Raw genomic sequence first — 24,044 nt, 5'->3', positions numbered from 1 at the left:
GCCGCCCAGGGAGCCCACGGCCCCCGCCCGGTGGAAGGTAAGCACGGCACATGCCAGTGCCATCTCCTTGGCACGCCAAGGAGTTGAGGTGCGGGAGGGGCCGGAAGGGTGAAGATTTTTCCGCCGCCGCTCCCAACCTGCCAGAAGGGAGCGGCGACCGGAGTGTTCTTCAGAAGGCGGTGCCGAGACTGCCGCCAAGGAAGAAGTCGTTCATGTAGCCGCGGCGGAAGGCGAGCGCCTCCAGGCGGAAGGCGAGCCGGAGGTTGCCGGAGGACGTCAGGCGGGGACGACCGCGGAAGCCGACGCCGTACTGGAGCAGGGGCTTGATGCCGTTCACCTTCGTCACGTCCTCGCCCACGGTGAGCGAGGTGGCCTGGTAGGCGATGCCGCCGCCGGCCTGGGCGAAGAAGCCGAAGTCCGACTTGCCCAGCTTCAGCTCATACGCGGGGGCGATGGTGAAGTAGTGCAGCCGGGTATCGCCGGTGATGAAGCGGGTGCCCTCGCTGAGGCTGCCGTAGGTCCACCGCAGGTCCGCCCAGAGCGCCTCGCGCAGGGGCTCGCTGTCGAGGATGCGGCCGTACTCCCAGGTGGCGCGCACGCCGAGCCCCATGCGCGTGTCGGCGAAGTTGCCGCGGGTGCCGTCCACCAGCAGGGCGCCGGTGATGAACTCCACGGCCACGCCGAGGTTCGGGTCATCCAGGCCGGAGAGGGCCTTGAAGTCGCCGTCCTCGCCCTCCTGCTCGGAGACGCGGCGGAAGTCGTCCGTCTCGTCCACGTTCTTCCGGCGGCGTTCGTAGGAGTCCTCTTCCTCCTCGGAGGAGCGCGCGGGCTCCTCGTCCGGGTAGGCGTAGGGGTCATCATCATCCTGCGCGAGGGCAGGGGTGGACAGAACGAGGCCACCCAGGAGGCAGCGTACGAGCCAGGTCTTCACGGGGGAGGTCCTCATCCTCGGGTGTTCAGCACGGGGCAGGTGGTGCCCGGCGTGGCGCTGGCCGGGCAGAGGTGGGGGTTGCCGGTTCCGACGAGCGAATCCCTCGGAATCTGCAGGTGGTCCATCAGCTCGTTGCAGACGGCTTCCTTCAGCCGCAGGTCCGTGACGTGGGAGATGATGGCGCCGGCGGCCACGGCCAGGGTGAACTGGGACTGGTTGTTGAGGTACTGCTGGCTGAGCTGGAAGAGGCCCGGCTTCTGCGGGTCCGGGTCGTTGTACGCGGCGACGACCGCGCGCATGAGCACCTCGCGCTGCCCGGTGTTCTCTCCCGCCTGGTAGAGCGCGCTCGCGATGAGCGTGCCCACCTGGTACTCCTTGCCGCCCTGGCCGAACTCATCCAGCCCCTGGCCGTAGAGCTGGTTGTACAGGGTGGCCGTCATGCAGCGGTTCGTCACCGAGAGGTCCCGGGCGGCGGCGAGCTGCTCGTACGCGCCGTCGAAGGACGTGCCGAGGAAGCGCGTGTCACATCCCTTGGTGGAGCGGCAGGTGGTGCCGTAGGCGTGGTAGTCCGCGAGGCCCTCGTCGAAGGACTTGAGGATGTTGGCGCCCGGGCTGGGGTTGGTGGCGGACCAGAGCGACAGCGCCTGCGGGAAGGCCGCGCCGTTGTAGACCTTCAGGTTGAAGACGCGGTGCGAGTACTCGTGCGCGATGATGCCGGCGTTGATGGCCAGGGGCGCGCGCTGGAGCTGGTCGAACGGCAGCACCATGAACGCCTCCATCACCGAGAAGTACAGCGCGTTGTCGCGCATCGGGTTCTTGTCCACCTGCTTGAGGACGAACTCGGGGAAGTAGTACGTGGTGACGGGCTTCTTGAAGTCGGCCGCGGGGATGTTGCCGACGTTCTGGAAGTAGTCGAAGGCGCGCTCGAGGCTGTAGTACGTCGTCACCATGTTCCAGGTGTGGAAGTCCGCCGGCCACAGGACGCCGCCCTGGTCGATGTAGCTGGCCTTCACGTCATGGCCCTCCCCCTTGAGGAGGGCGGCGGCGAAGGACTCGGGCGTCTCCGCGGTGGCCAGGTCCTGGTCTTCCGGGTCGAGCACGATGCGGGCGCCGCCATGCAGGTCGGCCACCGTGCCCTTGAGGCCGACGATGTCGGTGATGGTCCGGAGCTCGACCTCCTGGGGCGCGTACTCGCCGTTGCTATTGAGCACCAGGGCGCTGACCTTGACGGGGGCGCTCGTATCGGGCGCGCAGCCTGCGGCCAGGCCCAGCGCGGCGGTGGCGGTGATGACTGTTCGGAGCATGACGCCGTTTTACTCCGGACAGGTCAGAACGTGTATTCCCCCCTCCGTGACGAGCCCGGAACGGACCCGGGAATGCCCCCCGGCCCCGGGACGGGCCGGAAGCCCCCGGCGCGGGCATCCATGGCGGGCAGGTTCAGCCCTGGCCGCTCGGGGGGCAGCGGGCTGGCGGGCAAGGCGTCAGGAATCGCCCCAGAATCCGACCGTTTGAGAGGAGTCAGGCTTGCGCGGATTCCTTGACGCATCGTTTCCGCGATCCGTATGGTGCCGCGCTTTCGCTCCTTTCAAAACTCGAACCCAGCAGGCGGTCTTGTCCATGGCGGTCCCGTTCATCTCCGAGGTCAAGCGTACCCACAACTGCGGTCAGCTCACTGGCGCCAATGTCGGCGAGCAGGTCGTCCTCTTCGGCTGGGTGCACAATCGCCGAGACCACGGCGGCGCGGTCTTCATCGACCTGCGGGACCGGGAGGGGCTGACCCAGGTGGTGTTCGAGCCGGACAGCGCGGAGGCCCACGCGCTCGCCGGCAGCTTGCGCCTGGAGTTCTGCATCGGCGTGCGCGGCAAGGTGGTGTCGCGCGGCAAGAACGTGAACCCGAAGATGAAGACGGGTGAAATCGAGGTCAAGGCGACGGACCTCACCATCTTCAACCGCTCGGAGCCGACGCCGTTCCCCATCGAGGACAACATCGACACCTCGGAGGAGAAGCGGCTGGCGCACCGGTTCCTGGACCTGCGCCGCGCGCCGCTGCAGAAGTCGCTGATGACGCGCTCGAAGATGAACGCGCTCACGCGGCAGTACATGGTGGAGAACGGCTTCCTGGAGCTGGAGACGCCGTTCATGGGCAAGTACACGCCCGGCGGCGCGCGCAACTTCCTCGTCCCCAGCCGGATGAATCCGGGCAAGTTCTACGCGCTCGCGGAGAGCCCGCAGCTGTACAAGCAGCTGTTCATGGTGGCCGGCTTCGACCGGTACTTCCAGATCGTCAAGTGCTTCCGTGACGAGGACCTGCGCGTGGACCGGCAGCCCGAGTTCACGCAGATCGACGTGGAGATGAGCTTCGTCCAGCAGGACGACATCTTCACCATCATCGAGGGGCTCTTGAAGAAGCTGTGGGGCGACGTGCTGGGCATCGACATCCCCACGCCCTTCATGTGCATGGACTTCTACGAGTCCATGGCGAAGTACGGCAACGACAAGCCGGACCTGCGCTTCGGGCTGGAGCACACGGTGCTCACGGACCTGGTGCGCGAGCACGGCGAGGCCGGCGGCGTGCCGATGATGTTCGAGGCGGTGCAGAACAAGGGCATCGTCAAGGCGATGGTCATCCCCGCGGAGAAGGCGATGAGCCGCGCGGAGAGCGACAAGCTGGAGGAGTTCGCGAAGCAGGCGGGCGCCAAGGGCCTTGCGCGCGCGAAGGTGGCCGAAGGGGGCGAGTGGACCCAGTCGCCGCTGTCGAAGACCATCAGCCCCGCGCTGCGGCAGGCCATCAACACGGCGGTGGGCGCGAAGACGGGCGACCTCCTCCTGTTCCAGTTCGGCAAGGAAGCGCTGGTGCACACGGTGATGGCGAACCTGCGCGTGCACGTGGCGAAGAAGCTGGGGCTGATTCCGGAGTACGGCAGCGGCGGCCAGTGGAAGTTCCTGTGGGTGGTGAACCCGCCGCTGTTCGAGCACGACGAGGAGACGAACACCTGGGTGGCGGCGCACCACGCCTTCACGCGGCCGCACGACGGGGACGTGGAGTACCTGCTGACGGACCCGGGCCGGGTGAAGTGCCACCGCTACGACGTGGTGCTCAACGGCTTCGAGATTGGCGGCGGCTCCATCCGCCTGCATGACCCGAAGGTGCAGGCGCAGGTGTTCAAGGCGCTGGGCATCAGCGACGAGGAGGCCCAGGTGAAGTTCGGCTTCCTGCTGGACGCGCTGAAGTACGGCGCGCCCCCGCACGGCGGCATCGCGCTGGGCATGGACCGGCTCGCCTTCCTGCTCACCAACGCCGAGTCCCTGCGCGACGTGATTCCGTTCCCGAAGACGAAGACGGGCACGGACCTGATGACCGGCGCTCCCGGCGACGTGGACGAGAAGCAGTTGCGCGAAATCCACGTGCGTGCGGTGCCGGTGCCGCAGAAGTGACGTGACTCAGACGATGGAGGCGAGTGGCTCCGGCCCTCCCTCCAGCGTCTCGCGCAGGCGCCGCAGCCCCTTCTCCAGCGAGGCGCGGGTGCGCGGCGCGCCCAGGCACACGCGCACCGCGGCGGGCGCGGTGGCCGGGCCCACGGTGAAGACCTCGGCGGGCGTGACGGAGACGCCCCGGCGCCGGGCCCGCGCGGTGAAGGGCTCCGCGCGCCAGCCTCCAGGCAGGGGCAGCCACAGGTGGTACGTGGGGCCGCGAGGCGCCTTCGGCAGGGCGTCTCCGAGCACCTCGCGCGCCAGCTCCAGCCGCTCCTGGGCCTCGCGGCGGCGGCGGGCCACCAGCTCGTCCGCGGTGCCATCCTCCACCCAGCGCGCCGCCACCTCCGCCATCAGCGGCGGCGTCATGCGCACGGCCAGGCCCGCCTCCTCCGCGAGCCGCGCCACGCCCGCGCCCGCCGGTGCCGCCAGGTAGCCGATGCGCAGCCCCGGCGCGAGCAGCTTGGACACGCCGCCGATGAACCAGCAGGACTCCGGCACCAGCGCCCACAGCGGAGGCGGACGCCTGTCGAGCAGCAGCCCGTAGGCATCGTCCTCCACCACGGTGAGGCCATGCTTGCGCACCACCGTGGCGATGCGGCGGCGGCGCTCCTCGGGCATCACCGCGCCAGTGGGGTTCTGGAGGTTGGGAAGGCAGAAGAGGACCTTCGCGCCGGTGCGGCACGCGGCCTCCAGCGCGTCCGGCTTGAGGCCCTGCTCGTCCATGGCCACGCCGTGGAGCCTCAGGTGCAGCCGGTTCGCGAGCACCTTGAGGCCCGGGTAGGTGAGGGCCTCGGCCAGCACCGTGTCACCGGGACGGGTGAGGGTGGTGAGCGCCACCTCCATGGCGTGCTGCCCTCCCGAGCACACCACGACCTGCTCCGGCGAGGCCTCCACGCCGAAGCGGGACAGCCAGGCGGCGCCGGCCTCGCGGTGCGCGAGCAGTCCCGCGTGGGGCTGGTAGTCGAGCAGCTCGGACAGGCGCGGCGAGCGCTGGAGCGCGTCCAGCGTCTTGCGCAGCGCCGTGCCCGCCGGGTCTCCGGGAGGCGTGGCCGGCCAGTTGAGCCCCAGCTCCACCAGCGCGTCGTCCCCCATGTCCGGCGCGGGCGTGGGCAGGTGGCGCGGCGTGTCCCGGTGGCGCACGAAGGTGCCTCGGCCCACCTCGCCGCCAATGAGGCCCCGTCGCTCGGCCTCCGCGTAGGCTCGCGTCACCGTGCCCACGGTGACGCCAACCTTCTCCGCCAGCTCGCGGTGCGTGGGCAGGCGCGTGCCCGGCGCGAGCCGTCCTTCTTCGATGTCCGCGGCCAGCTCATCCGCGATGACGCGGTAGAGCGGACCGTCCCGGCCCCGGAGTCGCGGTGCCCAGCTTGTCATGGTGACAATTCATACGGTTGACGCTGGGTCGCGCGCAATGCATCCATTGTCACCATTCGCGCCGGAAATTGTACCGATACAGCGCGGGGGAGAGGTGCACGCCATGAGGCTGACCCTTGTCGATGCCTTCACACAGACTCCGGGGGCCGGCAACCGCGCCGGCGTGGTGCTGGACGCGGCAGGGCTGGACGCCGAGGCCATGCAGCGCATCGCGCGGGTGATGGGCGCATCGGAGACGGCGTTCATGCTGTCCGCTCCGGCGGAGGGCACCGTGCGCCTGCGTTACTTCGCGCCCGCGGAGGAAATCCCCTTCTGCGGCCATGCCACCGTGGCCACGTTCCACCTGCTGGCCGAGCGCGGCGTGCTGAAGGCCCCGGGCACGTACCGGCTGGAGTGCAAGGCCGGCACGCTGGACGTGGAACTGGAGGCCACGACGCAGGGCGTCCGCGCGTGGATCGTCACGCCGAGGCTGCCGTGGGTGGAGAGCCCGGTGCCGCTGGAGGCGGTGATGTCGCTGGTGGGAGGGACGGTGGAGATGGTGGACCGCGCGCTGCCGGTGCTGCGCAACGGGCACCGGGTGATGGTGCCGCTGCGGCGCCGCGAGGACGTATGGGCCCTGGCGCCGCGCTCCGTGGCGCTGGCGGAGACACTGCGCCCGCATGGGCTGAGCGGCGTGTACGTGTTCAGCCGCGAGACGAAGGATGCGAGCAGCGTGGCGCACGCGCGCTACTTCGTGCCGGGCATCGGCGTGGCGGAGGACCCCGTCACCGGGTCGGCCGCCGGGCCGATCGGGATGTACCTGGCGACGCAGGGAGTGCTGGTGCTGCCCGGCGAGGGCGGCACGGTGCGGGCGCGCATCGAGCAGGGCGATGCCATCGGCAAGCCCGGGCGCATCGACGTGGAGGTCACGGGCCGGGCGGGCCAGCCGGAGCGGGCGCGCATCGGCGGCATCGCGGTGACCATGTTCGACGGCACGCTGCGCGCGTGAGCTCTGACCTGGGAGGGCCGGCCACTGACGGGGCCAGCCCGAGCGGGCGCGCATCGGCGGCCGTGTTCGACGGCACGCCGCGCGCGAGCCCTTTCAGAGGTTGAGGTGCGGAAAGGTCGTGCCATTGGCGGGCGAGCCGGAGCGGGCGCGCACCGGCATGAGCACAGGTCACGTTTCGGCGGAACGTCACCCGGATGCGTCGTGGCTCGGCCGGTCGCTTGGGAATCAGGAGCCAGCCCCACTGTTCCCGGGCGCATGAACGTGCACCGTTGGCTCCTGACCGCCGTGCTCCTGGGGACGGGGGCGTGCCGTACTCCCCAGGCGGACGTCCCCGCGTCTCGGGCGGAGGCCGTCGTGGCGTGCGAGCTGCCGGCCGCGCCCGAGGAGGTCATCTCGGGGCTGGCTGACCCGTACCCGGGCGAGCTGCACGAAGTCTTCGACCTGCCGGATGCGCCGGAGTGGTGGGCACCAGCGCTCATGGATGACGAGCGTCAGCGCTACCGCGCGGCCCTGGTGGCGAAGCTCGGCGGTGAGGCACGGTTGGCCCACCGGACCCTGCTGGAAGAGGTCCGGAACACCCATGCCGCCATGGTGGGCAAGCCCATGGCCCGCGAGGCGGAGAACACCCTCGCCATCCTCGAAGGTAGGGCCGGCACCGTGGACACAGCCTCGTGCCTGGAGTGGAGGCTCTTCCAGCGTCAGGCGCGGCGCTTCCCGATGATTGAACGCCCCACCGAGTTCGGCGCCTACGTGCTCCGCGGCAAGGGACGGATTCGCGTCTACCTCTCGGGAGCGGACCGCATCGGCGGCCGGCTGCGGCACGAGGTGCGGGACCGGGTGATGGCGGACGTGGCCCAGGGCTTCGCGCCCGTGGCGCACCTGCACAACCACCCGTTCATGTTCGACCGCGTGCCGGGCGACCGGATGTGGACCACGCCCGAGACGGTGAACGACGTGGGCGGTGGCATCGCCCCCAGCCTGACGGACGTGCAGGCCTACCGACAGATGCGCGAGTCCTTCGGGTTGCAAGGCGCGTGGGTGACCAACGGGCTCGAGACCGGCCGCTACACCGCGACGGACTTCGACCGCCTCTCCGCGTGGGAGTAGGGTGGCGCGAAGGCCATGGACCTCTTCGCGTACACCTACGTCGGCCCGGAGGAGATTCGCCGCGCCTCGGCCTCGCACCCGGCCGGCACGCCCATCGCATCCCGGCAGGATGCCGAGGCGTGGCTCCAGGCCCACCCGGACGCCCGCTCCGAGGGCGCGACGTACGTGGTCGACCTCCAGGGCCGACTGAGGCTCGCGCCGCGCAGGTCCGAGCACGTCGCCTGCGCCGGAGGTGAGGAGGTCCTCGCCGCCGGGGAAATCCACTTCCAGGGCACGGGCCTTCGCCTCACCGTGGCGGAGGTGTCGAACCAGTCCACGGGCTACTGCCCGGACACCCCGTGCTGGGACGCGGTGGTGCTGGCCCTCCAGGCGGCGGGGCTGACTCCGCCGCCGCGCTTCGCTCCCGAGATTGTCTTCCGGCGCTGCACCCGGTGTGGCGAGGTCAACCTGGTGAAGGAGGCGTGGTTCGTCTGCGTCTTCTGTGACGCTGACCTGCCAGCCGAGTGGAACATCTCACCCCGGCGCACGCTTCACCTCGGCGGGCGCGAGTAACACCCGGACCGTCCATTCACATTCCCGGGCGCGCGTACCTCTCAGGCACCTCGGTTCTTGAGGGGGTACTCATGTTCGTGTTGCGCAGAACCCTGGCGGCCGCATTGGCCGTCGTGGCTTTGAATGGTTGTGTCTACGGCTTCGTCAATGACGCCGCGACGGGCAATGCCATCCAGGACGTGACGGTGACCGTCGCCTCCGGCACCTGCTCCGGCACCGGCTGCTCGACGCCCATCACCCAGACGACGGATGCCGCGGGCCTCTTCGTCTTCGACGCCTACGGCAATCACCACGGCGAGAACAACGTGCAGCTCATCTCGCCGGCGGCCGGCGAGGAGGCGATGCGGCTCCTCTACAGCCGCACGGGCTACCGCTCCGTGAACGTCTACCACCGGCCCCGGTACGAGACGATGACCCAGAACGGAAACGAGTACCTCGTCTCGAACGTCCAGACGGTGTACCTCTGCGCGCTGTCCGCCCCGGACACGGATGGGGACGGCATCTGCAACGCCGCGGAGAGCCGCTACGGCACCAGCGCCACCAACTCCGACACGGACGGCGACAGCATCAGCGACTTCGCGGAGCTGTACGGCTACGGCGGCGTGGACCTGCGCTACTACGGCGCCAACCCGCTGAAGAAGGACATCTTCGTCGAGCTCGACTACTACCCGAACCTCCGCCCCATCCAGGCCGCGCTAGACCGCGTGACGGCGGCCTTCGCCGCGGCGCCGGTGAGCAACCCGAACGGCTCCACGGGCATCGCGCTGCATCTCGTGCTGGATCAGCAGATCGCCGCCGCAGACGCGGACATGAACCTGAGCCCGGCCTGGACGGACTTCGACGTCATCAAGGCGAAGTACTTCCTCGCGCGGCGCGCCCGGTTCTTCCACTACGGGCTCATCGCCAACCAGTACGACAGCGGCGGCTCCAGCGGCCTGTCGCGTGGCATTCCCGCCCATGACTTCATGGTGACCATGGGCAACTGGTCCACGCCGGGCGGCACCGAGCAGCAGCAGGCCGGCACCATCATGCATGAGCTGGGGCACAACATCGGCCTGATGCACGGTGGCAACGAGAACATGAACTACAAGGCCAACTACATCAGCATCATGAGCTACAACTACCAGCTCAATGGCCTGCGGGTGAACGGCGTCAACGGCGTGCTCGACTACTCGCGGCTGCGCGTGGCTTCCGCGAGCGAGGCGTCCGTCAGTGAGACCGCCGCCTTCGCTCCGCTCGCTCCGACGACCGAGGCCATCCTGGCCACCTACGGCGTGCGCATCGGCGGTGTCCTGCGCTCCGGCAACGCGAGTGCCAACCTGGACTTCAACGGCAATGGCGTCATCCAGGCCGGCTTCATCGCCCAGGACCTCAACAACGACGGCGACAGCTCGGACTTCATCAACTCGTCGCAGAACGACTGGCTGGCCCTCGTCTACGACGGCGCGGGGACCATCGGGGACCCCTTCCTCGGTGCCACCGAGAGCTTGATGAAGCGGGCGCGGCCCTTCCAAGTCGAGCCCGAGAACGCCGAGCCATGCATCACCGAGCCGCGGTAGTCGCCTGAACCTTCACGACAGGAAGGCCGTACGTGCCGCCGGGGCTCTCGAAAGAGGGGCCCGGCGGCCGTGCTTTCACGCCCTCCGTCAGAGCGACTTCAGGAACGCGAGCAGCGCCGCGCGGTCCTCGCGGGGCAGGCGCACGTAGCGCTCCTGCGCGGGCGCGGCCTCGCCGCCGTGCCACAGCACGGCCTCCTCGAGGTTCCGCGCCCGTCCATCGTGCAGGTAGCGCGTGTGGCCATTCACCACCTGCACCAGGCCAATGCCCCACAGGGGCGGCGTCCGCCACTCCCGCCCGCTGGCGAGACCGTCCGGACGGTCATCCGCGAGCGCCTCGCCCATGTCGTGCAGCAGCAGGTCCGTGTACGGGAAGATTCGCTGCCGCGACAGCTCCGGGAAGCCGGGCACCTCCCCCGTCTCGAACGGGCCGCTGACATGGCAGCCCGCGCAGCCGATGGCGCGGAACACCGCCTTGCCTCGCTGGACCTGGGGCGCGTCCCAGTCCCGCCGCTTCGGCGCGGCGAGCAGCCGCGTGTAGAACATCAGGACCTCCAGGTCCTTCGGCTGCACCTCCGGCTCCGCGGTGCCGTCGCGCAGCAGCTCCGTGGTGAGCCCCATGTCCGAGAAGAGCGCATGCGCCACCTGCTGCTGGAGCGTGGGCTGGTTCGCCTTCCATCCGAAGCGGCCCAGCTTCGGCCGGCGGTCCACGTCGTCCTCGACGTAGTTGGGCCGTCCCGAGATGCCATCCTGGTTCGCGTCCTCCGGGTCCGCCAGCGCGAGCAGCGCCTGCTCCGGAATCGCCTCCAGCAGCCCCAGCCCGAAGTTCGCCGGAGCCACGCGCGGCGAGAACCGGGCCGACCCGCCCAGGGGACCGCGGGACAGGTCCTTGAATTCGTAGCGCGGCTTCGCCAGCGAGTACGCCTCTCCGTCCGCGAACTCGCCACGGACCTCGTCGTACGCTACCGAGCCCCATCCCTCCGCCCGAGCGCCGTCGACGCTCCGCGAATCGAGCTGCGCGCCATACAGGGGATGCGCCCGCTGCCCCTCCGCGCCGCTCAGCTGGAAGACCAGCGAGACGGGCACCTCGTCCGGAGACGCGGGAGGCTGCCCGCGTCCATCCTTCACGTGGCACGTGACACACGAGGGAGCGCTGAACAGCGGGCCCACGGGCACGGGCGCGAGGTCGGCGTCACTCCAGTCGCGGTCGAACACGCGCTTGCCATGGTGGAAGTCCGGCCAGCGGGCCCGGTCCATGTTCATGGGCGAGCGGCCGAACGCATTCCGGCCCGTATCCGTCACCGTGGTGTCGCCCCCGGAGCGCTCCTCTCCTGGCTGCGGCTCCAGGGGAAGCTCGCCCAGCTCCAGCCGGTCGAGCCGCCGGGCACCGTGCCCCGTGCCGGCCCAGACCGCCGTGAGCAGGAGGGCCCCGACGGGAATGCCCACAAGGTATCGCCGCGCTCGCATCGAAGTGTCTCCCGGGACTCCAGACGCAGGGGAGGGCGCCATGGAACACGCCGGGCGGGGAACACTCCCGCCCGGCGTGGAACTGCTCGTGGAACGGCTGGCGGACGACTACTTCTTCGCCACGCCGATGGACTCGCTCAGGATGGTGAAGTCCTTCGCGGCCGCCTTCACGTCGATGGCGGAGAAGCTGGTGTACGGGTAGTGGCCATCACCCACCTCCTCGACGAGCTCCAGGGTGTCGCCGCTGATGAGCTTGCCATCCACCTCGACGGAGAAGGCCTGGTAACCGCCGCTCATGGTCCAGACGCAAGCGCCGGTGCTGATGGGGTCATGGGAGCCCATGGAGAGGTGGTTGCGGAAGCCGAAGCGGATCGGCCACCAGTACCAGTAGAAGTCCCACCACCACGGCCGGAAGAACCGGTCCATGTCGGCGAGCGTCGAGACCTGCAGCTGGCCGTTGTTGTACACGTTCATGCGGTACGCCGAGCCGCCCGCGGTGCCCGTGAACTCGGGCGCGAGGACCATCTGGTCCTTCTCGGTGCCCAGCCCGATGCGCAGCGTGCTGATGACCTGGTCGCCGTCGCGCGCCGCCAGGTGGAGGCCCTGCCGCTTGTCACCGATTCCGCCGATGGCGGCCTCGATCTCCCAGCTGGTGACGGGCTGCTTGAACTGACTGGAGACGCCGTCCTCCTTGACGTTGTCCAGCCCCGAGACAGCGAAGCCCTTCTCGGTGCGCTTCAGCACCGCGTTGCCAGTCGCGCAGTTGATGACGCCCGCGACACCTTCGATGCACTGCTGCTCCGCCCGGGCCTCCTGGGTGGAAAGGGTGCCGCCCGTGGGCGCCTGTGGCTCCTCGCCCTGGCAACCCGCCGCTGTCAGACACAGCAGCGCGGCCGCCAGCAGGCGACCCGTCAGATGGATGTTCATGGATGGATGGACCTCGGTGATGGGGGGACTGCACTCCAGGTCTGCCCAGGTCTCTCCCCCGTGGGGGCGGGTTGAAGACCTGGGGACCCGGACGCGACGCAGTGCACGAGGTGCGCCACGGAGCCAGTGTGAGGGGCCCACTCTGGGCGCGTCGGTGCGGTACCCGCCCCGAGTAGCGCCCCATGTCACAGCGCTCCGCGCGCCGTAGCGCCCCGCGCCACACCGGCCTTGCCGCGCTGGCTGGAGCCTCGAAGCGCCAGCATGTGGCCGGGGACGCTACGACTGTCATGAATTCGTAACTCGGGGTGCCACACAGGCGCGCTGCGTCGAAGTGCCGCGTGAGAGCGAAAGCCTCGCCATGAGCCGTCGTGGCTCGACAGGTGCAACGCGCCTCTCCGGGGTCCCGGGTGCATTCCCCGCCCTGGGAACTCCCAGCAGCGTCCGCAGTGCCCTGGCGAAGGCGGAAGAGGGGGGTTCGCAGCCAGTGCCTTCGCTCGCCTCATTTACCTGAAGTCATACGTTCCCTCGACATGGAGGTATGTGATGTCGCTGTCCAAGCTCGCAGCAAGGAAGTGGCTGTTGATGTGCGGAGTGCTGGGTGGAGCCGCGGTGTTGGGCGCGGCCTGTGGCGCGCCCGAGGCCGAGGTCGAGCCGCAAGCGCAGCAGTCGCAGCCGGTCGCCGCCGTGTGTAGCCGCGTCCAGGGCGCCACCACCATCTGTGGCGTGGTGACGAACGCGTCGGGCACGCCGCTCGCCGGGGCCGAGGTGAACCTCCAGGGCGTCCGGGTCCTCACGGGCACGGACGGCTCGTTCTCCGTCTCCTCCACGACGCTGAGCCCGGGCGGGCCGCTGACCATCTCCGCGAGGGGCTACATGCCTCACGTCGGCGCCGTCACGCGCGACGTCCTCGGTGCCCGCTTCGTGCTGCACACGCTGCATCAGCAGACCTTCACCGGCGGCATCGTCCAGGTCACCGACCCTCGCAGCGGCGCGGGCATCCGGGTGGACCTGGAGCGGCTGGTCAGCACCACTGGGAAGGAGATCGTCCGGCCGCTCACCGTGGGCGTGCGCTTCATCGACACGGGCCTGCTGGCGATGCCCGGCGCCGACGGTGCCATCAACCTGGCCGGCCAGTCCGTCTTCCTGGAGACGCGGGGCGCCATCTACACCGAGGTCCGTGACGCGAATGGCAGCCAGCTCAAGCTCGCCGCCGGCTCGAACGCCCAGGTGTTCATCCCCATCTCCGCGAGCATGAGCACGAACGCTCCGCCGACCATCGCCCTGTGGTCCATGGGCCCGGGCACCAACGTGTGGCGCCAGCAGCCGTCCACCGCCGGGCAGACGAGCAACCCGGTCCGGTGCGATAGCCGCCAGCCCGTCGCGTGCGGCGCGGACCACTGCGACGGTGGTGCCTCCTCGACCCGCTACACCGGCAACACCAACGAGATTGGCTTCATCAACGCGGACATCGAGAAGAACAACCCCGCCTGTCTGCGCATCGACCTGAACGCCGCCGCGCTGCCGCCCGGCACGACGCTGCCCGTCTGCCTGGAGCTGGAGATCGCCATCCCCGGTGGCGGCAACCAGACGCGCAACATCTGCGTGGGTGACGGTACGGACATCATGTACAACCTCCCGCCCAACGCGAACATCACCGTGCGCCAGATGGCGGGCATGGGCTGCCCGCCCCCGCCGGGCACCAGCGTCATCGTCAACACGGGCGCTCCGTGGGGCGGCACCGGCATGCCCACCAGCCCGAGCCAGTGCAACGGCGTGCTGACGCTGCCGCCGCTGCCGTGAGCCGCGAAGGCACCTGAACCCTCCGGCGGCCTGGCATGACAGCCAGGCCGCCCGGCCAGGGCCGTAGCGAATCGCGTCACAAAACACGCCAGCTCGTGACGGAAATGGCTACACCTGCACGGCCGGAATCAATTCACTACTGACATACAGTTGCAGTGGCATGTCAGGTGCAGTGCCCCGTGTGCCTTTCAATGAAGGAAGGCACTCGTCATCTCAAACACGGGGTACTGAATGCAGAACAGGTGGACAAGCGGACTCGTGGCGACCGCGTTCCTCACCCTCGCGGGTTGCCAGGGAGAACCCTCCGCTGACGGCAGTGAGGCCTCCCTGGGCACCCAGGCCTCGAAGGCGGAGTCCGAGTGCATCGAGCAGTTCAAGGGCATCAAGAGCTGCGCGCTGGGCGCGGCGAAGCTCGACAGGACGGAGGAGGGGCTCCAGGTCACCGAGCTCAAGGACTCGAAGACGGACGGCCTCTCCAGCCAGTTCGAGGGCGCCGTGCAGTGGTCCCAGGACGCCTTCGTCGAGGACTTCGGCTCCTTCACGCTGGCGGCACGTGACGGCGACCAGGTCATCAGCACCCTCCAGGTCACCAACATGTCCATGGCGGGTCGCAGCGCGAGCGCGGCGGGCGCCCAGTTCGGCCTCACGGTGAACTTCGACTCGCCGATGGCCGGCTACTGGATCAACGCGTACTCGGAGATGGGCCTCGAGTTCTCGATTCAGAGCTCGACCTACGTGCCCCTCTACATCCGGTGGAACTGGCCCGGTCACGGGCTGTACTGGCACCCCACGTTCCGCCAGGTCCGCACCGCCGCGCGGGCGGCCGGTCCGGAGAACGTCGGCGCCTGCGTGTGGGGCCTCTCCGCCGGGAAGAATGGCCCCTTCACGCTGGTGGTGGACGGCAAGGAAGTGGTCGCCACCTCCATCGAGATCATCGAGAACCTCGACAAGGGTGCCTACCCGTACAACACCTTCTCGGGCATCGACGTGACGGGCAGCGCCACGCGCTACACCGTCGCTCGCGAGTCCGTCATCCGCGAGTAGTCGTCGCCCGCCCGTCTCCATGACGGGCCGCGGGACCGAGGGCCGTACCCGGCGAGGCACTGCCGGGTACGGCCTTCGCCGTTACCCGCCGACGATCAAGCAGTCCGGGTCCCTGAGGCAGAGCTGGTTGCAGCAGCGGTCCGCCTGGCAGGTGCAAGGGGGCGGCTCGATGATGAGCCCGCAGGAGTAGACGGTCCCGTCGCACGTCACCCTGCCTCCACTGGTCGAGCTGGCCGAGCACGAGAACCCCGTGCCGTTGCACGACCGCGACGTCCCATTCGAACACTGGACGCTCACCGAGCAGTCTCCCGTGAGAGCGGCCTCCTGGCTCTCGAAGTGCTCCTCGGAGGTCACGGCTTCAGCTCCCCGCTCGTTGGCCTCACCAGGGACGGAACCACAGGCACCCAGAACGAATGCGGCCACGATGAGCATTCCCGCCATCATCTTCATGAACGACTCCCGACTCTTGAGGTGGATGAACGCTCCCGGAGGGGGCCCGGAAGCAGGCCGCCGCCGTGAAAGCGGATGGCCATGGCAACCGGGTATGCAAAACGAAGTCCGCCCGCGTGGTGCGCCAGGGAGGGCAGGGGGGCGCGCGCATTTTGTTCAATACCCCGGCGGGCCCGGCTTCCTACCGTGACCTTCGAACCCACTGGTTTCGAAGGTCGATATGAGCCTGTCCCTGTCCATGGCCGCGTTCGCGCTGGCCGCGTCCATCTCCCCCGGTCCCGTCAACGTCGTCGCCCTGAGCGCGGGTGCGCGCCACGGCCTGCGCGCCAGCATGCGCCACGTGTCCGGCGCGACGGTGGGCTTCACCCTCCTGCTGCTGGCCATCGGCCTGGGGCTGCACGGAGCATTTCTCGCGTGGCCGTGGCTCGCCAGCGTCCTGCGACTGACGGGAGTCGTGTACCTGCTGTACCTGGCCTGGAAGCTCTGGAGTGACGACGGCCGGCTGGGGGGCGCCAGCGAGGACACCCGGCCCGGCTACTGGAGCGGGGCGCTGATGCAGTGGCTCAACCCGAAGGCGTGGCTGGCCTGCGTGGCCGGCATGGGCGCCTTCGTCGCGGGCGGCGAGCTCGCGGTCATCGGGCGCTTCGCCGCCATCTACTTCGCGGTGTGCTACGTGTCGATTGCCTGCTGGGCCGCGGCGGGCAGCTCCATCCGGCACTGGGTGGACAACCCCACGCGGCTGCGCCGCTTCAACCGTGCCATGGCCGTGCTGCTCGCCGGCTGCGCGCTCTATCTGCTGGCCTGGTAGTGCCCGGGCGTCGCGGCGAGGTAGCGCTTGAAGGTGCGCTGCAGGTGGGCCTGGTCCGCGAAGCCGGCGTCCTGGGCCACCTCGGCGATGGGCCGGCCCTGGCGCAGCTGGCGGCGGGCGTACTGGATGCGGCCGTTGACCACGAACTCGTGCGGCGTCAGCCCGTAGCGGCGCTTGAAGGTGCGAATCAGGTGCGAGGCCGACAGCCCGGACGCGGTGCAGATGTCGTCGAGGGAGATGGGCTCCAGGCAGTGCGCGCGGATGTACTGCTCGGCCCGCCGCAGTCGCGGGTCGCAGCTGGGCTCCTCGCGCCCCACCAGGGAGAGGGCCGTGTGCAGCTGGCTGGCGAAGGTGACCAGCGCCTGCTCGCAGGCCAGCGGGTCCTGGTCTCCGTCGGCCAGGGTCCGGTAGAGGCCCAGCACCTGCCGGTGCAGCGCGGGCGCCTCGCTCTGCTTCGTCGCGATGGGGTGGAAGTCCGTGCTCGCCCCCAGCCCCAGCTCCGCCTGACGCGCGCCGAGCCAGGCCGCGTCGATGTAGAGCATCACATACGCCCAGGACCCATCGCCGACGGGATTGCAGGCGTGCACGTCGCCCGGGTTCATGATGACGGTGCTCCCCGCTCCGACGACCTCCTGCCAGTGCCCGTTGCGGTAGGTGCTGCGCCCGCCCACGATGGCGCCAATCGAGAAGCTCTCGTGCGAATGGGCGGCATGGCAGAAGGAGCGGCCATCCGCCACGACGCGCGCCTCGACCCAGGGCAGCCGGGGATTGCGCCAGAATCGCGAGGGGTGGGTGTCCGCCATGACGAGCTCCTTTCCCGGTGGCACGCGCCAGCCTACAGCGCCCGAGGAGAGAAGAGGAGGGGAGGGGCATGATGGAACCGTGATGGAGGAATGAGCCCCTCGTGCGGCTCGAAGACAGGCGTTGCCTCAAGGTGGTGCATCGAAGGCACCCACTCCTGGAGGGCACCGCTCCCATGACCCCGTCACGGCGTATGGCTTTCTCCGCCGTCCTCTTGCTGGCCAGCCTGCTCGCGTGCGGAAGCCCACCGGCGCCGCAGCCGCCGCACACGGACTCCGTCAACCTCGTGCTCGGTGACGCGAGCTTCCAGGCGCGCTTCGGCCGGTCTCCCACGGCGCGGGATTCGGAGGACCTCCGCATCCGCGTCCACCTGGAGCACGTGCTCGAGCTGCTGCGGCAGCGTCCCACGGCGCATCGCTCGCCCGCCGCGCGCGAGGCCCGGGCGCGCAACCTGGAGCGGCTCGCGGCCTACATCCGCGCGGGCGTGTTCCCTCGGAACGACGGCCATCCCGATGCGCGGCGCCCCACTTTCATCGACTCGCGGGGGCGCATCTGCGCGGTGGGATACCTCCTGGAGCAGGACCTCGGCCGGGGAGCCGCCGAGGCCATCTCCGCCGTCCACAAGTACGCCTTCATCCGTGAAATCGACTCACCGCGGCTCACGCGGTGGGCGGCCACCTCGGGGCTCGACCGGGAGGAGCTGGAGATGATTCAGCCCAGCTACCCCAGGGAGGACTACGAGAAGCAATACGGACCGGTCTTCTCCCTGCTGGAGCCGCTCGATGGGCGTGGGCACGTGTCGGTCGCGCCGGGGATGCTGTTCGACGGAAGGGGAGATGGGGTCCCCGTCCGGCTCGACCTCTCCATGGCGTTCATCTGTGGCTGCGGCCTGGGGCCCTATGCGTCCGTGTCCCTGACGAAGCTCACGGGAGCCGCCCGGGCGGCCTCGGCGCTGAGCAACCTCGACGTGGGCGTGGTCTGGGCCGAGGACTTCTTCTCCAGCACGTGGCTCATGCTCCGTGGAGGACTGCTGCTGGCCACGGGGGACGAGGATGAGGTGGGCATGTCCCTCAACTCCGCCGTGGCGGCGATGCGCCCGACGCAGGCCGTGTTGTTCCAGCCAGGCGCCATGGGCGTGAGGACGGGCGCGTCGGTGCTCATGATGGAGTTCTTCTGCGAGGACTGTTCCCTCCGGCTGGACGCAGGGCTGGATGGGTACACGCCCTTCTCCAGCTCCTTCCAGCTCTCTCCCCGGTGGGGCGCGGGATTCGCCTACCGCGTCTCCCCCTACGTCGCCACGCTCGAGGTGGGTGGCGCCCGGTACGCGGAGACCCTCGCGTCGAAGAGTGAGTTCCACCACTCCGTCGGCGGTTCGTTCCGGCTCGCCCCGGACGAGCGAATGTCGGCGCAGCCCGGGGTCTCCGTGTCAGTGCCGCTGGAGGACCGCCTCCAGCGGTGGTTCCTCGGCTTCGATGTGACGCTGCGGCACTGAAGCAGGGGAGGGGCCCGGCTCGTGAGCGGGCCCCTGGACCTCCGGGCTCAGCAGCCGCCGTAGAGGGTCTTCAACGCGATGATGTCGGAGCTGGTGAACTCGCCCGTCTCGGACGACCTGAAACAGGTATTGAAGAGCGACGTGCCCGCCGGGGACGTGGTCGGCGTCCCGGGGATGTGGATGGCCCCGATGCCCGCGCTTCCTTCGCTGGTGGTGCCACAGCTGTGGGCCACGTTGAAGAAGTCCGAGTGGCGCAACCCGAGGGTGTGTCCGAGCTCGTGGGTGATGACGTGCTCGACCAGGTCTACGGTGTAGCTCTGCAGCCCGGTGCCGATGTTGATGGTGCCGTAGGGACGGCCACCCGACGGATAGCCCGCGGAGCCGCCGGTGCCGGTCATGGTCTGCGCGGTGATGTTGGCGTTGCAGCCGGTGGTCGGCCCCCGCGCCATGGTGAAACAGAGCCCCAGGGCGTTGTAGTTCTGGATGGCCATATCCAGTCCCTGGCTGAACTTGCTGATGCTGTTGAACGTGGACGTCGGGTTGATGCAGATCTTCTTCACGACGGAGACGTCGACCAGATTCGTCGTGCGGTAGTGCTCCTGGGTGCCCTCGCCAGGCTGGAGCATCTCCCGGGACGCGGCGAGGTTCACGTGACCGTCACGTCCCACGTACACGGCATCATCGACGACCATGATGTCATCGGCTGGGAAGCCGGCCTCGACGAGGTTGGAGATGATCTCTCCGGTCTCGTTCTCCGGCTCGGAATCGCAGCCGGCCAGCAACGCGCCACAGCTCACCACGAGGACCGCCGCTCGCTTGAACATTCGCGTTCTCCTCTTGTCCCCCACCCACGCTCCCGTCACGGGAGCATCGGACGGACAGCTGGGTTTCTAGAACACTCTACTTGCAGTGAAAATAGCGAGACGGGAGGGCGCTGCGCCTTCTTGCTGGAGGCGCTCTGGACATGAACACGAAACACGCCAAGACTCGCTCTCGCAGTGAAAATCACTCGTGGGGGTACAATGAAACTGTTTCTCGTGTCTCGTGCCATGTGCCGGGGCGTGTTGACCGCGCTGTCGCTGCTGATGCTCACCCTGCATGCCCCCGCTGCTCATGCGCAGGCCTGCACCGTGGACTGCTCCACCCCTGGTTGCATCAACCAGGCGGAGGGCTTTCCCATGCGCACTCCGTGGACCTTCACCAGCTCCGTCTCCATTGGCCGGGCGTACGGCTCGGGCTGGCACTGCGCCAAGGACTACTACTCGCTCGACTTCTACCTGCCCCTGGGCACTCCGGTGTACCCCGTCGCTCCCGGTCGCATCTTCCAGAAGGGCACCGGAACGGCCGGCTACGGGAACTACGTCATGGTCGACCATCAGAACGGCTATCAATCGCTGTACGCCCACCTGAGGGATCCGGTGACGCTGGAGAACGGGCGCCTCGTGGGGACCCACGAGGTCATTGGCTACGTGGGCTCGACCGGCACCAACGAGGTCCACCTGCACCTCACTCTGTATCAGGGCGCTCAATGGCCCGGAGACGCGAACGCCGTGGGAGTCGTTCCCGAGACGATGCGTGACTGTCTCCTGAACGGCTCGTCCACCTGCTCCGGCCTGGTGACCGGGAACACGGTGACGAGGACGTCGGCCTGTGACACGCAATCACAGTGCGCCCAATGCATCCTCTCGGTGCGCAATGACATCCTCCGTAACTACCGGACCTGGGGATGGGATCCGAAGTGCCAGAACTGGGACGCCATCGTCACCAACTGGTGCGGCCCGACCATGGACGCCTCGTCGTGCACGGCGATCCGCAACAACCAGTGCCAGTCACTCTGCACGACCTGGGCTCCCCCTGTCTTGCAGAACGGCAACATCGAGGCGACGTCCGCCAGCCAGCACGGGTTCATCAACTCCTGGGGGCCTCGAGGCGCCTGGGCGTTCCACACGTCCTACCCCAAACCCAACAACGGCGACCTGGGAAGCAAGTTCGGGTACTACTCGGCGGGGACCACCGAGACGGTCGGGCAGCTGCTCAGCGCCCGCTTCGTGGCCAATACACGGTACGTCTTCTCCAGCCGGGCCTCTGGGGGATTGGACAACCTGGGGAGGATTCCCTACCAGATTGGCTACGCGAGCGTGGACAACAACCTGGGAAGCTTCGTGCTCCTGAACAGCCAGACCGTCAATATCGACAATGTCACAGGCTGGGTGCAGACCCAGGGCGTCAGCTACACGACCCCTTTCTCCGGAGGGCCCATTGGCAAGCAGATCATCGTCCGGCTGGGCGATGGGAGCGCGGGAGGGGCCAGCGATATCTGGTTCGACAACTTCACCCTGACGACGAGCGCTCCCTGACACGTCACTGCCGGATGGCGGGGGCGTGGTCGCTCCACGCTCCCCCAGGCTTCGCCCTTCCACGGCCCCTCCTTTGGGAGGGGGCAAGGTGCGACACCCGTCGATAGCCTGCCGCGTCATCTCTCCATCCCCCCTACAGGAGGAGTGCATGTCCTGGCTGCGTGCCGTCGCCGTAACCCTGGCTCTGTCGCTGTGCTTCATCACCACCCCCGCATCCGCGGCCTCGTCGCTGCGAGCCCTCAAGTTCGCCATGCGTGACGCGGTGGCGCTCGACGGCCTCGTCTTCACGCCGGATGCGCCGGGCCGGTACCCGGCCATCATCTTCATCACCAGCTGGGGGCTGCCCAACATCGAGTACATCGTGCAGGCGCAGAAGTTCGCCGATGCCGGGTACGTGGTGGTCTCGTACACCCCGCGAGGCTTCTACACGTCGGGTGGCGGCATCGACACGGCGGGGCCCAAGGACATCGGTGACCTGTCCGAGGTCATCAACTGGACGCTCGCCAACACCCCGACGGAGCCGACCCGCATCGGCGCCGCGGGCATCTCCTACGGCGCGGGCATCTCGTTGATTGGCGCGGCCTTCGATTCGCGCATCCGCGCCGTGGCCGCGATGAGCGGCTGGACGGACCTCACGTACTCGCTGTACTCGAACCAGACGCGCCATCTTCAGAGCGCCGGACTGCTGGCGCTGGCGGCGGAGCTGACCGGGACGCCCTCGCCGGAGCTGCGGCAGGCCCTCTCCAACTTCTTCGCCAACCAGAACGTGCCCGACGTCATCGCCTACTCCCAGGCGCGCGGCGCGGCGACGTACCTGGACCGCATCAACGCGAGCCGTCCCGCCATCCTCATGGCCAACGCGTACGGCGACAGCTTCTTCGCGCCGAACCAGCTCACGGACTTCTTCACCCGGCTGTCGGGACCGAAGCGGCTGGAGCTGCGCCCGGGTGACCACGCCATCCCCGAGCTGACCGGCATCCTCGGCCTGCCCAATGACGCCTGGACGAGCACGCGCCGCTGGTTCGACCAGTACCTGCGGGGCATCAACACGGGCATCGCCACGGAGAACCCCGTCCAGCTCCAGCTGCGGGGCCAGAGCACCTATGAGTCGTACCCGTCGTGGAGCGCCGTCTCGACGAGCACCGCGCGCTTCAACCTGAGCGACGTGCACTGGTGGAGCAACGAGGGCGACCTCGCGCCGGGTGCGCAGCCGGCCTGGAGCGCGACCATCCTCGCGGGCGATGACACCGTCGCCAACGGTGGCGTGGTGCTGTTGACGAACGGCGCGGAGGCCATCACCGGCGAGCCGGCCCAGGCGTGGCTTCCGGCGGTGGACCGGGACAACGCGGGCGTCTGGCACTCGGACTGGCTGACGAGCCCGCAGCGCGTGCGCGGAGCCGCGCGCCTGCGCCTGACCGTCACCCCCGGCAGCTCCGGGGCGACGACGGTCATCGCCTACCTCTACGACACGGACTGGGGCGGGACGGGGAGCCTCGTCACGCACGTCGCCGTCACGCTCCGGGACGCGGTCGCCGGCCGGCCCTACCTCGTGGACGTGGACTTCCCGGCGACGGCCTATGACGTTCCCAGCGGCCATCGCCTCTCGCTCGTCATCGATACCGTCGACCCGCTCTACGCGGACAAGGCTCCGGCCTTCTCCACGCTGCAGTTCTCCTCGTCGACGAGCAGCCCGTCGTACGTGTCCCTGCCGTTGAAGTGAGACGCGGCGCGCCATGAAGGAGAACGCCACGCCGGGGGAGGGTTCCGGCGTGGCGGATGGCTCCGAAAACCGGACATGTAACCGCCCGCTGCGCCCGTGCGTAGCGGAGACATGGCCGACCTCCTCAAGCTCCGGACGCTGTTCCGCCCCACGCCGCCCCGCACCTCCGGGCCGGCGCCGTTCGCGCCGACGTCCACCCAGCCGCGCGCCCCGGCGAAGCCGCCGGCTTCGATTGTCGCGAGGTCGCTGGACCTCTTCGAGGCGTCGCCGTCGAAGCCGAAGGGCGTGAACCTCGGCGGCGGCAACAATGTCCGCCCGTCGTTTCCAAAGTACCCGCCGACGCTGGACATCCTTCGCTACCAGCGGGTCCAACAGCAGGCGCCGCGGCCAGAGGACTTCACGGATCCGCGGGAGTACAACCTCGCGAAGGAAGCGCACGAGCGCAGGCTGGCGCCACTCGTGCCGGCCGCCGCTGAGGACTTCCTTCGCTATATCCAGCAGGAGGCGCAGGAGACCCCGACGGGGAACAAGATCATCGACGCCGCGCGCGAGGCCGGCGTGGAGGTCGTGGTCCTCCCCGACGCGGAGTACAGTCAGCGCTACCCGGGCTCCATCGGAGTTCACGATGACGGCAAGGTCTACGTCCCCGTGAGCTCCATCGACGACCCGTCGGACACGAACGACGTGGACATCCTCGTCCACGAGTATGTGCACGCCCTCATCGGGGATGGGCTCGGCCCGGACGTCCCCCAGTCCACCCGGGAGGCGGAGGCGAGGGAAGCCTTCGAGGCGCTGGGGCTTCCGCCCGAGGCAGGCGCGGAGATCGCCCGGCAGACGGACGGCTGGGAGAACCCCGTGGCCATCGAGCACGTGGTGACCGCCTACGTCACTCGCAGGATGGCGCGCGAGCGGGAGGGACTTCCTCCGGAGTCGCCCCAGGAGGAAGCCGCCGCCATCGAGCGCATCTCCGACCGGGAGCTGGCGATTGGACTCAGGGCCAACCGCGAGGGCGACAATCCCATCTCGGACGCGGAGCTCGTGGAGCAGTGGGAGAACACGCCCACCGGCCAGCGGTACCCACCCGAGGGAGATACCGTCGAGGAGAAGGCCGCGTGGATCGAGGAGCAGATGGACACGCTGGCCCTGGAGACGTACGTCGACCCGCCCCCGCCCGGTAACAAGACCCAGGATTGACGCGA

At 69.0% G+C, this 24,044-nt stretch carries 19 protein-coding genes; 12 read left to right on the top strand and 7 right to left on the bottom strand.

Going from position 1 to position 24,044, the window contains the following annotated elements; genetic code table 11:
- Positions 1–169: 169 nt before the first annotated feature.
- Both HG543_RS10190 and HG543_RS10185 read right to left on the bottom strand, forming a co-directional pair.
- Complete coding sequence (locus HG543_RS10190) at positions 170–931, bottom strand: hypothetical protein (protein ID WP_171817742.1); 762 nt, start codon at positions 929–931, stop codon at positions 170–172.
- Positions 932–942: 11 nt separating this feature from the next.
- Positions 943–2,235 carry a hypothetical protein gene (locus tag HG543_RS10185; RefSeq protein ID WP_169344517.1) on the bottom strand — a complete coding sequence of 431 codons (1,293 nt, stop codon included), beginning with the start codon at positions 2,233–2,235 and terminating at the stop codon, positions 943–945.
- Positions 2,236–2,548: 313 nt separating this feature from the next.
- On the opposite strand from HG543_RS10185, the gene aspS reads away from it, so the two are divergent.
- Complete coding sequence (gene aspS / locus HG543_RS10180; protein WP_169344516.1) at positions 2,549–4,366, top strand: aspartate--tRNA ligase; 1,818 nt, start codon at positions 2,549–2,551, stop codon at positions 4,364–4,366.
- 6 nt (positions 4,367–4,372) lie between these two features.
- On the opposite strand, the gene HG543_RS10175 is transcribed toward aspS, so the two are convergent.
- Positions 4,373–5,776, bottom strand: a complete 1,404-nt coding sequence (locus HG543_RS10175) for an aminotransferase-like domain-containing protein (protein ID WP_169344515.1) — start codon at positions 5,774–5,776, stop codon at positions 4,373–4,375.
- A 103-nt stretch (positions 5,777–5,879) separates the two neighbouring features.
- Between HG543_RS10175 and HG543_RS10170 the strand changes: the two genes are divergently transcribed.
- From HG543_RS10170 to HG543_RS10155, 4 genes are all read left to right on the top strand, one after another.
- Positions 5,880–6,764 carry a PhzF family phenazine biosynthesis protein gene (locus tag HG543_RS10170; RefSeq protein ID WP_169344514.1) on the top strand — a complete coding sequence of 295 codons (885 nt, stop codon included), beginning with the start codon at positions 5,880–5,882 and terminating at the stop codon, positions 6,762–6,764.
- A 261-nt stretch (positions 6,765–7,025) separates the two neighbouring features.
- On the top strand, positions 7,026–7,871 hold the full coding sequence (locus HG543_RS10165) for a hypothetical protein (protein WP_169344513.1): 846 nt from the start codon (positions 7,026–7,028) through the stop codon (positions 7,869–7,871).
- Between the two features lie 15 nt (positions 7,872–7,886).
- The gene (locus HG543_RS10160; RefSeq protein WP_169344512.1) at positions 7,887–8,423 is read left to right on the top strand and encodes a hypothetical protein; all 537 of its coding nucleotides are present in this window, start codon (positions 7,887–7,889) and stop codon (positions 8,421–8,423) included.
- 77 nt (positions 8,424–8,500) lie between these two features.
- Positions 8,501–9,982, top strand: coding sequence for a zinc metalloprotease (locus HG543_RS10155; RefSeq protein ID WP_343073312.1), 1,482 nt, complete (start codon positions 8,501–8,503; stop codon positions 9,980–9,982).
- An 87-nt stretch (positions 9,983–10,069) separates the two neighbouring features.
- On the opposite strand, the gene HG543_RS10150 is transcribed toward HG543_RS10155, so the two are convergent.
- Positions 10,070–11,446 (bottom strand): di-heme oxidoreductase family protein, encoded by a 1,377-nt coding sequence (locus tag HG543_RS10150; protein WP_169344510.1) that lies wholly within the window; start codon positions 11,444–11,446, stop codon positions 10,070–10,072.
- Between the two features lie 108 nt (positions 11,447–11,554).
- On the bottom strand, positions 11,555–12,373 hold the full coding sequence (locus tag HG543_RS10145) for a hypothetical protein (RefSeq protein ID WP_169344509.1): 819 nt from the start codon (positions 12,371–12,373) through the stop codon (positions 11,555–11,557).
- A gap of 543 nt (positions 12,374–12,916) precedes the next feature.
- Here HG543_RS10145 and HG543_RS10140 point away from each other — a divergent pair.
- The 3 genes from HG543_RS10140 (at position 12,917) to HG543_RS10130 (ending at position 16,475) form a co-directional block, all read left to right on the top strand.
- Complete coding sequence (locus HG543_RS10140) at positions 12,917–14,173, top strand: peptidase associated/transthyretin-like domain-containing protein (protein ID WP_169344508.1); 1,257 nt, start codon at positions 12,917–12,919, stop codon at positions 14,171–14,173.
- A gap of 258 nt (positions 14,174–14,431) precedes the next feature.
- On the top strand, positions 14,432–15,217 hold the full coding sequence (locus HG543_RS10135) for a hypothetical protein (protein ID WP_169344507.1): 786 nt from the start codon (positions 14,432–14,434) through the stop codon (positions 15,215–15,217).
- A gap of 670 nt (positions 15,218–15,887) precedes the next feature.
- Complete coding sequence (locus tag HG543_RS10130) at positions 15,888–16,475, top strand: LysE family translocator (RefSeq protein WP_169344506.1); 588 nt, start codon at positions 15,888–15,890, stop codon at positions 16,473–16,475.
- Here HG543_RS10130 and HG543_RS10125 read toward each other — a convergent pair.
- Positions 16,457–17,278: an AraC family transcriptional regulator gene (locus tag HG543_RS10125; RefSeq protein WP_169344505.1), complete on the bottom strand. Its 822-nt coding sequence runs from the start codon at positions 17,276–17,278 to the stop codon at positions 16,457–16,459. The genes HG543_RS10130 and HG543_RS10125 overlap by 19 nt on opposite strands.
- Before the next feature lie 191 nt (positions 17,279–17,469).
- Here HG543_RS10125 and HG543_RS10120 point away from each other — a divergent pair, with 191 nt between their 5' ends.
- Complete coding sequence (locus tag HG543_RS10120) at positions 17,470–18,768, top strand: hypothetical protein (RefSeq protein ID WP_169344504.1); 1,299 nt, start codon at positions 17,470–17,472, stop codon at positions 18,766–18,768.
- A gap of 47 nt (positions 18,769–18,815) precedes the next feature.
- Here HG543_RS10120 and HG543_RS10115 read toward each other — a convergent pair whose 3' ends face one another.
- Positions 18,816–19,592, bottom strand: coding sequence for a zinc-dependent metalloprotease (locus tag HG543_RS10115; RefSeq protein ID WP_169344503.1), 777 nt, complete (start codon positions 19,590–19,592; stop codon positions 18,816–18,818).
- A 198-nt stretch (positions 19,593–19,790) separates the two neighbouring features.
- Here HG543_RS10115 and HG543_RS10110 point away from each other — a divergent pair, with 198 nt between their 5' ends.
- From HG543_RS10110 to HG543_RS10100, 3 genes are all read left to right on the top strand, one after another.
- Positions 19,791–21,125 carry a M23 family metallopeptidase gene (locus HG543_RS10110; RefSeq protein WP_169344502.1) on the top strand — a complete coding sequence of 445 codons (1,335 nt, stop codon included), beginning with the start codon at positions 19,791–19,793 and terminating at the stop codon, positions 21,123–21,125.
- A gap of 148 nt (positions 21,126–21,273) precedes the next feature.
- On the top strand, positions 21,274–22,845 hold the full coding sequence (locus HG543_RS10105; RefSeq protein WP_169344501.1) for a CocE/NonD family hydrolase: 1,572 nt from the start codon (positions 21,274–21,276) through the stop codon (positions 22,843–22,845).
- Between the two features lie 111 nt (positions 22,846–22,956).
- Positions 22,957–24,039 carry a hypothetical protein gene (locus HG543_RS10100; RefSeq protein WP_169344500.1) on the top strand — a complete coding sequence of 361 codons (1,083 nt, stop codon included), beginning with the start codon at positions 22,957–22,959 and terminating at the stop codon, positions 24,037–24,039.
- The last annotated feature ends 5 nt before the right edge of the window (positions 24,040–24,044 follow it).

Origin of the sequence: Pyxidicoccus fallax (assembly GCF_012933655.1) — a bacterium.
Classification (GTDB): domain Bacteria; phylum Myxococcota; class Myxococcia; order Myxococcales; family Myxococcaceae; genus Myxococcus; species Myxococcus fallax.
The sequence above is the reverse complement of the archived record's forward strand: the minus strand, read 5'-3'. Positions and strand labels throughout refer to the sequence as shown.